This is a genomic window from Haloplanus ruber, from assembly GCF_024494725.1.
Lineage (GTDB): Archaea > Halobacteriota > Halobacteria > Halobacteriales > Haloferacaceae > Haloplanus > Haloplanus ruber.
Genome location: NZ_JANHDK010000003.1, coordinates 1 through 13,468 on the forward strand (window position 1 = coordinate 1; position 13,468 = coordinate 13,468).

Sequence of the window (13,468 nt, forward strand, 5' to 3'; positions counted from 1 at the left end):
ACCACGGGGTAAGAGCTGAACGCATCTAAGCTCGAAACCCACCTGGAAAAGAGGTACCACCGAGGACACTCGTAGAAGACGAGTTAGATAGACTCGGGGTGTACGCGTCAAGGCAACGAGACGTTCAGCCCGCGAGCACTAACAGTCCAAGCCACATTCATTGGAGTCCGCGCTGTGACCCGATTTGACTGTCGGGTCCAGGCGCTAACTGGATCGCACGTACACACGGTTGAGAGACCCTCACCGACACTGGTATGGCGACGGTTCGAATCCGTCGGTCGGCATGAAGGCGGCCAGAGCGGCAGGGAGACACCCGTACCCATCCCGAACACGGACGTTAAGCCTGCCTGCGTATCGGGCAGTACTGGAGTGGGCGACCCTCTGGGAGTGCCGATTCGCCGCCTCACCATTCATACTTCATCAACCTTGGCGAGCGACAGTGCTGTCGCTCGCCACTTTTCATACACACTACCGGACAGCGACCGCTAGGCTTAAGCGCCGGACACCGGTACTATCGACTGCGCCAAGGTGGCAGAGTCCGGCCTAACGCAGCGGCCTGCAGAGCCGCCCATCGCCGGTTCAAATCCGGCCCTTGGCTTTCTTACGCTGAGCAACTCGACAGCGCGGCCTCAGCCCTGGTTCTCGGACAGGGCGTGCTCGATGCCCCGCTTGATTGCCTCGTCCTCGTCGGCGTCGTCGACGGCAGCCTCGTAGCCTGCGGTAAAGGAGTCCATCACGTCCTTCGCCAGCTCGCGACCATCGGCTTCGGAGGGTTGCACGTTGTCGACGGCGGCCGAGTCGTCGCGTTCCTCGTCGACGATCCACACCTCGAAGTTTCCGTCCTGATCCGGCGTCGGCTGGAACTTCACCTCGACCTCGACGGTTCGGTTCTCGTACTCCCGCCGCCCGGTTTTCAGCCACCCGTCGGGTACTGCTCGACTCATAACCGCTACTGGGACCGTAATCGGGATAAGCGTATCCGTGCCGTGCCCCTGACGGATCGTCAGTCGTCGGCGGGCGTTCGGCTCTCGGACTGTGCGTGCCAGAGTGCGGCGTAGTCGCCTTCGTCGGCCAGAAGATTCGCGTGCGTTCCCGATTCGACGATTTCGCCGTCCTCGAGGACGACGATGCGGTCGGCATCGCTGATCGTCGAGAGGCGGTGAGCGATGACGAAGGCGGTGCGGTCCTCGACGAGACGGTCGAGGCTCTCCTGGATGCGTTCCTCGGTTTCGGTGTCGACGTCGCTGGTCGCCTCGTCGAAGACGATGATCGCGGGGTCGTTGACGAGGGCGCGGGCGATGGCGAGGCGTTGGCGCTGGCCGCCGGAGAGTTTGATGCCGCGTTCCCCGACGAGCGTGTCGTAGCCGTTGGGGAGGTCGCTGACGAAGTCGTGGGCTTCGGCGGCTTTCGCCGCCTCGATCACCCGGCTGCGGGCGGCATCGTCGGCATCCCGCTCGGCGGCCAGCGCCGTCTGGTCCCCGTAGGCGATGTTCTCGGCGACGGTGCCAGAGAAGAGATAGGGGTTCTGTTCGACGACCGCAATCTCCTCGCGCAGGGCGTCGAGGTCGTACTCTCGAACGTCGACGCTGTCGACCCGGACGGCTCCAGCGTCGACGTCGTGAAACCGCGGCAGAAGCTTCACCAGCGTCGACTTCCCTGCGCCGGTGGTTCCCGCCAACCCGACGGTGGCACCGGCGGGCACATCCAACGAGACGTTTCGAAGCACCGGCTCTCGGTCGCCGTAGCCGAAGGTCACGTCGTCGAAGGTCACGTCGCCGTCCACGTCGTCCGGGCGGTAGGGATCGGGCGGCGAGGTAACCGTCGGTTCCCGTCCGAGGAGGCCGAACACCCGTTCCGCGCTCGATTTCGCGAGCTGATATTTGTTCGCGGACTTTCCGACGCGGCGCATGGGCGAGTAGAGCCGTCGAAGGTACAGAAAGAAGAGGGCGAAGCTCCCGGCGGTGAGCGCCCCCTCGGCGCCGTTGATGTTGTCGAGACCACCGACGTAGAGCACGAGGACGAACACGACGCCGGTGAGGAGGCGGAGACCGGCGAAGAAGGCCCGTCTGATCCGCAGGGCGCCGATCTTCTCGTCGTGATAGTCCTGGCTTCGCTCGGCGACCCGGTCGCGCTCGAAGCCGTAGCGGTTGAACGTCTTGATCACCGCCGCGCCGCCGAGGTTGTTCTCCAGGCGGGTGTTGAGTCGGGCGACCGACTCCCGAATGGACTTGTAGCGTGGCTCGATCCAGGTGAGGAACCGACCGCTCGCGAGGCCGATAACGGGGACGGGCGCGAGTGCGATGGCAGCGAGTTTCGGTGAGTAGTGCCAGAGGACGACTGCGATGCCGCCGACGGTGGCCACAACACGGATCACCTGCCGGAACTCGGTGTTGAGGAACTTCTCCAGTCGGTTGACGTCGCTGTTGAGCACCGACATCATCGCGCCGGTCTGGTGGTCGACGAAGAAGTCCATCGAGAGGCGCTGGAGGTGGTCGTAGGTGTCGTTCCGGAGGTCACGCTGGATCTTCTGGGCCGAGGACTGGAGGAGATAGCGGGAGGCAAAGCGGGTGCCCGACCGAACGAGGTACGCGAGCGCCGCGATGAGCACCAGTCGTTCCAGGAGCGCGACCCGGGCCGCCCGGCCGACGATGGGTTCGGCCGGGAGCAGCCCGACCGAGGCGAGCAGTCCCGGGTCGGCGGGACCGTTGATAACTCGGTCGATGGCGGTGGCGACGAGTATCGGCGGGACGAGGCGGGCAAAACGGGTACAGAAGGAGGCGAGGACGCCGAGGGTGAGACGCGGCCAGTAGGGGCGGGCGTAGGCTAGCAGGCTCACCATCGGGTGTCCGTCGAGCGTCTCGCTGACGTCCTCGAATCCCCCGTGTTCGTCGGCCATCGACGCGCGATACTCGACGAACGGTCAAGTACTGTGGGATTCCGGGTCGGCCCGCCGCAGTTCCACACAGAAAACGGCGCCTTCGGGATCGTTGTCCTCGACCCAGACTGCTCCGCCGTACGTCTCGGCGAGGTTGTCGACGAGATAGAGACCGAGACCGCTTCCAGGACTGCCGAGTCCCTTCTCGCCGCGGCCGAAGATGGCCGGCTTTCGCGCGTCGGGAACCCCGGGACCGTTGTCGGCGATTCGGACGACGACCGTCGCGTCGCTCACTTCGGTGTCGACCTCGATTTCGATGGCTGGCTTGTCGTTGTGAAAGACGGCGTTGTCGAGGAGGTTGCCGAAGACCGACGAGAGAATCGAGGTGGCCCACACGTCCACTGTCGGCAGGTCGTCGTCGCCGCGGATCGTGAGCGACTGTGACCGATAGTCGAAGTTCGAGCGCACACGGTCGACCTCTGTCCGGAGCACCGGCGCCAGGCAGACCGCTTCGAGTTCCGGATCGGTCGTCCCTAGGATGTCGATGAGATTCCCCACCGACTCGGTAAGTTCCTTGGTGTGAGTGGCGGCGGTCATGATCCGCTCGAAGGCGTCCTCGTCCTCCGGGCCGATCCGCTCGGCGAGTTCGCCGCCCCACCCTAGCGCGACCGACATGTCGTTGCGGATGTCGTGGCGGACGATCTGGTTGAGGAGTGCGAGCCGATCCCGCTCGGTTGCGAGGTCGCGTTCCGCCTGTTTGCGGTTGGTCACGTCTTGTTGGAACCCGACGTAGTGTGTGAGCTCGCCGTCCTCGTCGTGCAGGGGCGCGATGGTGACTTGATTCCAGAACTCCTCGCCGCTCGGCCGGTAGTTGCGTACCTCGACGGTAACGGGTTCTCCGTTGTCGACCGCGCGGCGCATTCGAGCGACCGGCTCCGGATCGGTGTCGGGACCCTGCAGAAACCGGCAGTTCCGCCCGAGCACCTCCTCGACGGGATAGCCCGTGATGCGCTCGAAGGCGTCGTTGGCGTAGACCACCGGCATGTCCGGTTGCTCCGGGTCCGCGATGGTGATTCCGATGGGCGCCTCGTCCATCGCTCGCTGTTTGAGGCTGGCATCGACGTCCGCCCCGTTCTGTCGGCCGCGCGCTCGGTCGGTGTGAGCGAGGACCGCGTACCGGTCACCGTCGCGGAGCACCGCGGCGAGGTGGATGCGCAGTCCCCGGCCGTCGTCGTCGGCTCGGTACGCGAGAGTGCGCTCGTCGTCGTCGCCGTCGAGAAGCGACCGCAGGTGCGCCGCGACCGCCGACACCTGTTCGTTCTCCGAGCGGGTGAGCGCGCCGAGATACGACTGTTCCTCGGACACAGACGCGGGGACAAGCGGGTGGTCGTGGTCCGTGGCGAACGCACGCCACGCGGCGTTGGTCTCGACGATTCGCCCCGTCTCGTCGAGTACCGCGACCCGGTCGGGGAGGGCATCGAGCACCTCGCGCATCAGTCCCGGTGCCATGCTATCGCCGTCACGTTCCGCTCTCTGTGGCCACAGTATTAGAACTGTTCGCTCCCGGCGGGCAGCCCCATCGCGGTGCAGTCTGCGAATCTTTCCGCCGGTCGACGAGCGACAGTCGATGCGATCAATCGCTCACCGGAGGGCGCCCGTGACCGGGACAGCCGTCTCGTGCGGAGCGGCAGTACGCGAATCGCACCGACGCGACCTTCGGGACGCCCAACGATCCCAACTGATGGCGGCTGTCGGTCCGGAACCTCTCGACCCCCGTCGGTCACGGTCGGATGCGGGCGGCCTTGCCCCGAGCGCACGCGTTTTCCCGTGTCGTCCCGTCGGTCGGAGTATGACAGACACGATGCGAGCGGCTGTCGTTCCCGAAGCGGGCGCCGACTTCGAAGTGGTCGAACGGGAGGTGCCGGAACCGGCACCAACCGAGGTACGCATCGACGTCGACGCCTGTGGCGTCTGTCACAGCGATGCCTTCGTCGTCGAGGGGGGCTTCCCCGGCGTGAGCTACCCCCGGGTTCCGGGTCACGAGGTGGTCGGTCAGGTCGACGCCGTCGGCGAGGACGTGACCGCTTGGGACGAGGGTGACCGCGTCGGCGCCGGATGGCACGGCGGCCACTGTTTCACCTGCGATCCCTGTCGTCGCGGCGACTTCCTCCAGTGTGAGAACGCCGAAATCACGGGGCTGACCTTCGACGGCGGCTACGCCGAGTACACAACCGTCCCTGCCGAGGCGCTGGCGGCCGTTCCCGGCGATCTGTCGGCCGTCGACGCTGCGCCCCTCCTGTGTGCCGGTGTCACCACGTACAACGCGCTCCGAAACAGCGATGCACGTCCCGGTGACACCGTCGCGGTCGTCGGCGTCGGCGGCCTCGGTCACCTCGGTGTCCAGTATGCCCACGCCGCCGGCTTCGAGACCGTCGCCATCTCCCGAAGCCCCGAGAAACGCGAGTTGGCGCTCGACCTTGGCGCGGATCACTTCGTGAACGCGACCGAGCGCGACCCCGCCGAGGCGCTTCAGGAACTCGGCGGCGCCCGAGTCGTCCTCTCGACGGCCCCCTCCGCGGACGCCATCGAATCGGTCCTCGGCGGCATCGGCATCGACGGCGACGTCGTGATCGTCGGTATCCCCGGCGAACCGGTGCCAACGGACGTCCAGCATCTGGTCGCCACCTGTGGCTCCGTCTCCGGATGGGGTTCCGGACACGCCCGCGACTCCCAGGACACCCTCGAGTTCAGCTCTCTTCGTGAGATCACGCCAGTCGCCGAAACCTTCGATCTCGACGATGTCGGCGAGGCCTACGACCAGATGATGGAAAACGAGGCTCGCTTCCGCGCCGTGCTCGATCTCTAGTCCGGGCGCTATCACTCCGGATAATCGACCACCAGATATATTCGCTCATACGTTCGTCTCGATGCTAGCCACGGCGAGATCCATGAGCACACCCAAACAACCTAACCGACACGCGGCTGCGTTTCCCCTCTCGTTCGACGCGATCATCGGCCGGATCGGCGCACCCATCTTCATTCTCGACGCCGACCACGATGTCGTTCTCTGGAATCGGGGGATGGTGGAGTTAACCGGGAGCACTGAAGCCGACGCCCGGGCAGCGGACACGGTCGGGGAGGCGTGGTACCAGGACGGCCGGCGGGCCAAGACCCTCGCGGACAAGGTCCTCGAATCGCCCCGCGACGCCCATCGGGAGTTCGACGTCGAGCGGATCGACGACGGCGATCACCCCGAGTATCAGGACCGGAGTACGTTCACCGACACGCGCGGCGACACCCGGCATATCACGTTCAGCGCGTCGCCGCTGTACGACGACGACGAACTCGTGGGTGTGGTCGAACTCGTGACAGACCGTACCGAAGAGGTCCGCCGCCGGCAGCGTATCGAGGATCTGGTCGCGGAGGTCACCTCGGCCATGCACGCGATTCAGGACGGCGACCTGGGTGCTCGCGCCGAGTTCACCGCCGACGAGTACATCGACGAGGAACTGCTGACGGTCGTCGACTCGCTAAACGAGATGGGGGCGACCCTAGACGGACTCGTCGCGGACGTGGACGAACAGACACAGGAACTCCGAGCGATCACCCAGGAGGTTGCCGACAGCGCTACGCGGATGGAGGGGATCGCCGAGGAGCAGGCCGACCGCACCGAGGAGGTCGCCAGCGAGGTGTCGAACCTCAGCGCCACCGTCGAGGAAGTCGCCTCGACAGCCGACTCCGTCGCCGACACCAGCCGGCAGGCACGGGATCACGCCGAATCGGGGCGCGAGGTCAGCCAGGAGGTCCGCGACGTGATGTCGTCGGTCCGGACGTCGAGTCGGGAAGTCCGAACCGACGTCGACGAACTCAGCGGCACCGTCGACGAAATCGACGCGGTGATCGACGTGATCAACGACATCGCGGACCAGACGAACTTGCTGGCGCTCAACGCCAACATCGAGGCGGCCCGTGCCGATCACGACAGCGACGGATTTGCGGTCGTCGCCAACGAGATCAAGTCACTCGCTCAGGAGGCCCAAGCCCAGGCAGGGGAGATCGAGTCGATGATCGTCGAGGTCCAGCGACGGACCGAGGGGACCGTCGAGAGTCTCGAAACGACCGAGGGAGAGATCGACGACGGGGTCGCCGAGGTCGAGGCGAGCATGGCGAAACTCGACGAAATCGTCGAGGCGGTCGGCGAGGCCGTCGCGGGGATTCAGGAGGTGTCGACGGCCACCGACGAACAGGCCGCCAGCGCCGAGGAGATTGCCGCCATGGTCGACGAGGCCCGCGACCGCGCCGACGAGGTCGCGGAGGAGGTCACAGAGGTGGCTCGCGCCGCCGAGCGCCAGACCGAGAAGGTCACCGAGATCGAACGCAGCGTCGGACAGTTGCGCACCGAGTAGCCCTCGGGCGATTGGCGACAACATCCGCCGTCACCAAAACGCCGTAGTGGTCGCCGCCTCTATCTTCCTGGCGACCATGGACCGACGCGCAACCCTCGGCATGTCGTTCGCGGAACTGGTCATGGCACGGGTCGGCCAAGGAATCGGCGTGCTCTGTCTCGTCTTCCTGTTGCCGATCCTGCCCTTCCTCACCGTCGGTGCCCTCGTTTCGTCGCTCGTTCGACCCGACCCCGACCATCCCGAACCCTCCTACCGTCCGGACTGGGCGGAGTGAGGGCGTGACCCGTTCTGGGTGGCGGCGGCTGTTCGGGGGTTGGAACGGCGCTCGATGGTCGAGAATCGCTTCGAACTCGGCGAGCCGTCAGTGGTCGTGATCGTGGTCGGCGTGTCCGCCGTCGCCCGCGACCAACGTGTCGGCGTCGCCGTCGATCATGTCCATGTTCTTGAGGTTGTCCCGCTCCTCGAAGTCCTCGACCGCGTCGAGGATGTCCGCCTGGGTGAGTGTCGTCCGCTCTTCGGTGAGTGCCTCTAGCACCGCCTCCCGGAGGACCATCCGGAGGTCGCTCCCGGTGAGGCCCTCGGTGCGGTCTGCGACCGCGGCCGGATCGAACTCGGCGATGTCCATTCGGCGCGTGATCACGTCGAGGATGTCGGCCCGCATCCCGCTGTCGGGTTTGGGGAAGTTGACAATCTCGTCGAACCGACGCCAGGCGGCGGCGTCGAGTTGATCGGGGTGGTTGGTCGCACCGATCAGGAGCACCTCGTCGCGGATGAGGCTGATGTCGTCGATGCTCTTGAGCAGCGTGTTCACCGCGCGTTTGAGCGCCGCGTGTTCGTCCGACCGGCGGGTCTTGGCGACCGAGTCGAACTCGTCGATAAAGAGGATACACGGGGAGAGTCGTTTGGCGACCTCGAAGGTCTTTTCGACGTTCTTGGCCGTCTCGCCGAGGTACTGGCTGGTGATCATCGACAGCTTCACCTCGACGAAGGGAAGCCCGAGTTCGTGTGCGAGCGCCCGCGAGGCGGTCGTTTTCCCCGTCCCCGGCGGCCCGACAAAGAGGAGTTTTCCGATCTCGCGGAGTCCGATCTCGGCCAAGTACTCCCGGTGTTCGATGGCCTTGACGATCTTCTGAATCTCGCCTTCCTGATCCCCGGTGAGCACGAGGTCGTCGAGTGTCATCTCGATTTCCTCGGGGGCGCGGACCTGGACGAGATCCAGCATCTCGCCGTCCTCGTCCTCGTCGAAGTAGGCCTCCAGCAGGCTGTCGATCCACACCCGGTCGGCGTGGATCGGCCGGGTCTGCTCGCGCGCCTCCGCGAGTGTCACGTCGACGTCGTCCCGGTCGGCGACGACCGACGCGACCGTCGGGTTGGTCGCAATGCGGTCGCGGTCGGCGCGCTCGACCAGCCAGTCGATTGCCATATCGGCCTGCGTGAGCGAGATACGTCCGGAGAAGTTCTCCTGTTCGGTGAACAGCAGGTCCGAGACGGCGTCCCAGGGGTGTTCGACCCCCGTTGCCTGTCTCGCGGTCGTCTCCGTGACGACCAGCGGCCGCTCGATGCCGCCGGTCGGCGTCCGGTCGTCCGCCGCGTCGTCGTCGTCCCCGTCCTCGTCGGTCCAGAACACGCGACGGTATCGCGGCGGCAGGTCGTTCTCGTCCAGGCTCCGGTCGTCCGTGTAGACGTGAGCCGTTAGGAGAAACTCTACGACTTCGAGAGCCGGGTCGGTCATCCCTATCCCGTTCTCGTGGGAGCCGTTTAAGCGCGTCGGATCGGGCGACGGCACCGACACGGTGTGTCAGGCCGTCTGTGGGCGTCCTACTTATCGGGGTGGACGAAGGCCAACGCCTCGGCGATAGCGTCGTCGTCCCCGATCAGGGTGATCTGGTCGCCCCGTTTGAGCTGGCAGTCGCCGTCGGGAACGATGCTTTTTCCGTCGCGGGTGATCAGCGCGATCAGACACCGGGCGGGAAGCTGTGGGCCGATCTCCGAGATAGTCTTGCCGACGAGGTCGTCGGCGGTGACCTCGATCTCCTGAACCTCGCCTTCGTGTCCGATCTCACTCGTCCAGTTGACGAGCGACGGGCGCTCGATGTAGTCGTCGAAGGCCATCGCCGTCGCCTCGGTCGCGGAGATGGCTCGCACCCCGAGATCCTCGAACGCGTCGACGTTGTCGGGGTTGTTTACGCGCGCCAGGATGGTGCCGGGCGAGAACTTCGAGTCGGCCAACTGGGCGACCAGCAGGTTCACGTCGTCGTCGCCGGTGGTTGCGGCGACGATTTTGGCGTTCTCGGCGCCGGCCGACCGCAACACCTCGGTGTCGGTTCCGTCACCGTGGTGGACGGTCAACCCGTCGTTGCGGGCTTGCTCTACGTTGTTCACGTCCTGTTCGATCAGGACGACGTTCTCTCCACGGTCTTCGAGGCGCCGAGCGAGGGTTCGACCCACGTTTCCGGCGCCGATGATGATTACACGCATTGGTATCACGTCGAGAAATTCGGCGATCTGTCTGGCGAATCCGGCCTCTAGCGCGACCGTGAGGAAGATGACGAGAAAGACGGTGCCGACGAGGACATTCGCCTCGGCGACCATCCCTTGGGCCCGGAACTCGACGGCAAAGAGCGTCGCGACCGAGGCGGGGATGATCCCCCGTGGCCCCACGAAGCTCATGAAGAGGCGCTCTCCGCGGGTGAAGCGGTCGCCGGCGGTGCTGATGAACACGAGTAGCGGCCGGATGATTACCGCGACGAGAGCGGCCACGAGCAGGCCGCCCACACCCAGCGCAAGCAGATACTCGACCTGGAGCAACGCCGCGAGCGTAATGAAGACAAAGGAGAGGACGATCAGCGTCACGTCGCCTTTGAAATCCGTGATCTCGTCCTCGTAGGGCACGTCCGTGTTGCCGAGCAGAATACCCGCGGTGGCGACGGCGGCGATGCCGGCCTCGGTCGCGACGACTTCGGCGGCCCCGTACGCGACTAGCGCCCCCCCGAGTACGAGCAGTCGGGCGTTCTGTGGCGCGTTCCCAGGTGAAAGGTTGACATACCGGAGCGCGTAGAAGACGACGGCCGCGACGGCGAGGCCGACGGCGATGCCGCTCCCGAGTCGCTGTGTGAACAGCACGAGCAGTTCACCCGGCGCGCGGACGTCTTGGATGATCGCCTCGAAGATGACGACCGCGAGAATCGCCGCCGTCACGTCGTTGACGATCCCCTCGGTCTCGAGGGCGGTCCCGACGCGGTTTCGCACCGGCACCACCTCCAAAATAGGGGCGATGACGGTCGGACCGGTGGCGACCAGCAACGCGCCGATCAGCGCCGCGACCATCCACCCCGTGCCGAGGGCGTAGTGGACGACGACGGTGGTTCCGATCAGCGCGATGGCCGCGCCGAGTGTCACCAGTTTGAACGTCGCAGCCGGGGCTTCGCGCAGGCGGCCGACCCGCAGGTGGAAGGCGCCTTCGAAGACGATGATCGCCACCGAGAGGCCGACGATGGCCGAGAGTGCGTTTCCGAAGGAGTCGGGACCGACGACGCCGAGTACCTCGGGACCGAGGATGACACCCGACGCCAGGAGGAAGACGACGCTCGGAACCCGGAAGCGGTCGGAGAGTATCTGTGCGACGACTCCGACCCCGATGAGTGCGGCGACTAGCGTGATGAGGTTCCCGCCACCGGCGGCCATTCAGTGCACCTCCATGTACGTCCGTGATCGAAGAGCGACACCGATAAAACCCGACGTTTCGCCCCGGCGATACCGGGGCAAAATACGACAGATGGAAATTGATCGCCGGGAGGGTGGACGATCAATCACTCTTCGGCCGTGTCGAGGTAGCCGAGGACGCCTCGGACGTTGAGTCGGTGCTCCGCGCGTGTCTTGCGTCGCCCCCACGGTTCGATTGGGTCCGCCGTCTCGGCGAAGTGTTCGATCACGGCCTCGTCCGTGTCGAGCTCGGCCCGTTTCTCGCGCACCTGTTCGACCCACGAGGACAGGACGTCGGCGTACTCGTCCATCAGATCCGGGCTGAAGGTGGCGTCGCCGAAGTGGCCGAAACAGATCGTCTCGGGGTTTCGCTCGGCGATGGTCGCCGCGTCGTCGAGACAGGTCTCCAGGTCGAAGTTGACCGGCGGCGAGGTGGGGTGGAGTTCGTCGGCGCCTCGCGGTCGGATGCCGGCGGCGTCGCCCGAAAAGAGGACGTCGTCGGCCCGGTCGTGGAGGACGACCTGGTGGGGGGCGTGTCCGGGAGCGTGGACCACGTCGATAATCCGGTCGCCCAGATCGATCGTGTCGCCGTCGGACAGCGACTCGATTCGCTCCTCGGGGACCGGCTTCGGGTCGACGTAGTACTGCCACTGGTCGCCGACGGCGGCTTTCGTCCCCGCGACCAGCCGTGAGGGGTCGATCAGGTGCGGCACGCCGATTTCGTGGGCCAACACGGTCGCTCCGGGGTAGGCGTCGAGCAGGTGGCCCGCCCCGCCTGCGTGGTCCAAGTGAACGTGTGTCGTCACCACGTATTCGAGGTCGTCGATCCCGCGTTCGTCGAGCGCGTCGATCACCAGGTCGACGTTCGTGCCGAGTCCGGGGTCGACGACCGCCGGGCGCTCGGCGTCGATCAGGTAGACCGACCCGTAGCCGGGGACGTCGTAGGCGCCGACGTCGACGTAGTGGATGTCGGTACGAGGGACCGTCGCGAGGTCGCCGATGGCCATGGACGAACCCCGACGGCGGTGGTGAAAAGCGTTCGGTCCCGACACGGTTTTGTCTCGGCCCCGAGAAGTGCGTCCAAATGCTCAGCAGGCAGTATCTCCGGGAGAACCCGGACGTGGTGCGACGGACCCTCGCGGACCGGGGGATGGCCGACGACGTCGATCTGGACCGACTCCTGGAGATCGACGAGGAGTGGCGGTCGCTCAAAAGCGAGGGCGACGACCTGCGACACGAGCGCAACGAGGTGAGCGACCGCATCGGTCGCCTGAAGGCCGAGGGCAAAGACGACGAGGCCCAGGCGGCTATCGAGCGCTCCCAGGAGCTCAAAGAGCGCCTCGCGGAGGTTGAGGCCCGGACCGACGAACTCGAAGCCGATCTGGAGGCGGGGCTGATGGAACTCCCGAACGTTCCGCACGACGACGTGCCCGTCGGTGCGGACGAGAGCGACAACGTCGAGACGCGCCGTCACGGCTTCGACGACTCCCGCGACCTGCCCGACACGATTGTCCCTCACTACGACCTCGGGGCGGACCTGGACATCATCGACGAGGCCCGCGGCGCCAAGACGACCGGCGCCGGCTTCTACTTCCTGAAAGGCGACGGCGCCCGCCTCGAACACGCCCTCATCCAGTTCATGCTCGATGTCCACCGCGAACAGGGGTACGTCGATCTCTTCCCCCCTGTCCCGGTGAAATCGGCGTCGATGGAGGGGACCGGCCAACTGCCGAAGTTCGCGGAGGACGCCTACCGCGTCGGCGGCGCCGAGACCGACGACTACGACGACGACGACCTCTGGCTCTGTCCCACCGCGGAGGTCCCCGTCACCAACATGTACGCCGACGACATTCTCCTCAGCGACGACCTCCCGCTCAAACACCAGGCGTACACGCCCAACTTCCGGCGCGAGGCGGGTGAACACGGCACCGAAACCCGTGGTATCGTCCGCGTCCACCAGTTCAACAAGGTGGAACTCGTCAACTTCGTCGACCCCGCCGAGAGCTACGACCGCCTGGACGGGTTGGTCGACGAGGCCGAGGAGGTCCTTCGGCGCCTCGGCCTCCCGTACCGGGTTCTGACGCTCTGTACCGGCGACCTGACCTTCGCCTCCGCGAAGACCTACGACATCGAGGTGTGGGCGCCGGGCACCGACGCCGACGACGGCCCGGATCGCGGCGGCCGCTGGCTCGAAGTCTCTAGCGCCTCGAACTTCGAGGACTTCCAGGCTCGGCGGGCCGGTCTGCGGTACCGCCCCGAACGCCACGAATCGGCGACGTATCTCCACACGCTCAACGCCTCCGGGACGGCCGTGGGCCGTGTGATGGTCGCCATCCTCGAATACTACCAGAACGACGACGGGACGGTCACCGTCCCCGAGGCGCTCCGGCCCTACATGGGCGATCAGGCGGTCATCGAGGGTCACGAGAAGGTCGGCGAGAGCGCCGTCGGCGCCGGCGAGCGGGAGTGAGACGGTCCCGAACGC

At 66.1% G+C, this 13,468-nt stretch carries 10 protein-coding genes, 1 tRNA gene and 2 rRNA genes; 7 read left to right on the forward strand and 6 right to left on the reverse strand.

Annotated features, from left to right (window positions below):
* The 3 genes from NO878_RS10460 to NO878_RS10470 all read left to right on the forward strand — a co-directional run.
* Positions 1-162, forward strand: a 23S ribosomal RNA gene (locus tag NO878_RS10460); the annotation flags it as partial.
* Between the two features lie 123 nt (positions 163-285).
* Positions 286-407, forward strand: a 5S ribosomal RNA gene (rrf, locus tag NO878_RS10465).
* Between the two features lie 115 nt (positions 408-522).
* Positions 523-598: transfer RNA gene (locus NO878_RS10470), tRNA-Cys, on the forward strand.
* 31 nt (positions 599-629) lie between these two features.
* On the opposite strand, the gene NO878_RS10475 is transcribed toward NO878_RS10470, so the two are convergent.
* From NO878_RS10475 to NO878_RS10485, 3 genes are read right to left on the reverse strand one after another with little or no spacing between them, the layout of a single operon-like run.
* Positions 630-944: a hypothetical protein gene (locus tag NO878_RS10475; protein ID WP_256405946.1), complete on the reverse strand. Its 315-nt coding sequence runs from the start codon at positions 942-944 to the stop codon at positions 630-632.
* Positions 945-1,003: 59 nt separating this feature from the next.
* Entirely contained in the window at positions 1,004-2,896 is a 1,893-nt protein-coding gene (locus NO878_RS10480) for an ABC transporter ATP-binding protein (RefSeq protein WP_256405947.1), read from the reverse strand.
* 24 nt (positions 2,897-2,920) lie between these two features.
* Positions 2,921-4,384, reverse strand: a complete 1,464-nt coding sequence (locus NO878_RS10485) for a receiver/sensor box histidine kinase (RefSeq protein WP_256405948.1) — start codon at positions 4,382-4,384, stop codon at positions 2,921-2,923.
* A gap of 352 nt (positions 4,385-4,736) precedes the next feature.
* Between NO878_RS10485 and NO878_RS10490 the strand changes: the two genes are divergently transcribed.
* The 3 genes from NO878_RS10490 to NO878_RS10500 all read left to right on the forward strand — a co-directional run bounded on the left by NO878_RS10490 (position 4,737) and on the right by NO878_RS10500 (position 7,555).
* Positions 4,737-5,741 carry an alcohol dehydrogenase gene (locus NO878_RS10490; protein ID WP_256406424.1) on the forward strand — a complete coding sequence of 335 codons (1,005 nt, stop codon included), beginning with the start codon at positions 4,737-4,739 and terminating at the stop codon, positions 5,739-5,741.
* 82 nt (positions 5,742-5,823) lie between these two features.
* Positions 5,824-7,281, forward strand: coding sequence for a methyl-accepting chemotaxis protein (locus NO878_RS10495; RefSeq protein ID WP_256405949.1), 1,458 nt, complete (start codon positions 5,824-5,826; stop codon positions 7,279-7,281).
* Positions 7,282-7,357: 76 nt separating this feature from the next.
* Positions 7,358-7,555 carry a hypothetical protein gene (locus NO878_RS10500; RefSeq protein ID WP_256405950.1) on the forward strand — a complete coding sequence of 66 codons (198 nt, stop codon included), beginning with the start codon at positions 7,358-7,360 and terminating at the stop codon, positions 7,553-7,555.
* A gap of 87 nt (positions 7,556-7,642) precedes the next feature.
* Here the strand turns inward: NO878_RS10500 and NO878_RS10505 are convergent, their stop codons facing one another.
* The 3 genes from NO878_RS10505 to NO878_RS10515 form a co-directional block, all read right to left on the reverse strand.
* The gene (locus NO878_RS10505) at positions 7,643-9,013 is read right to left on the reverse strand and encodes an ATP-binding protein (RefSeq protein WP_256405951.1); all 1,371 of its coding nucleotides are present in this window, start codon (positions 9,011-9,013) and stop codon (positions 7,643-7,645) included.
* Positions 9,014-9,099: 86 nt separating this feature from the next.
* The gene (locus NO878_RS10510) at positions 9,100-10,965 is read right to left on the reverse strand and encodes a cation:proton antiporter domain-containing protein (protein ID WP_256405952.1); all 1,866 of its coding nucleotides are present in this window, start codon (positions 10,963-10,965) and stop codon (positions 9,100-9,102) included.
* A 125-nt stretch (positions 10,966-11,090) separates the two neighbouring features.
* Positions 11,091-11,990: an MBL fold metallo-hydrolase gene (locus NO878_RS10515; protein ID WP_256405953.1), complete on the reverse strand. Its 900-nt coding sequence runs from the start codon at positions 11,988-11,990 to the stop codon at positions 11,091-11,093.
* A 77-nt stretch (positions 11,991-12,067) separates the two neighbouring features.
* On the opposite strand from NO878_RS10515, the gene serS reads away from it, so the two are divergent.
* Positions 12,068-13,453 (forward strand): serine--tRNA ligase, encoded by a 1,386-nt coding sequence (gene serS, locus NO878_RS10520; RefSeq protein WP_256405954.1) that lies wholly within the window; start codon positions 12,068-12,070, stop codon positions 13,451-13,453.
* The last annotated feature ends 15 nt before the right edge of the window (positions 13,454-13,468 follow it).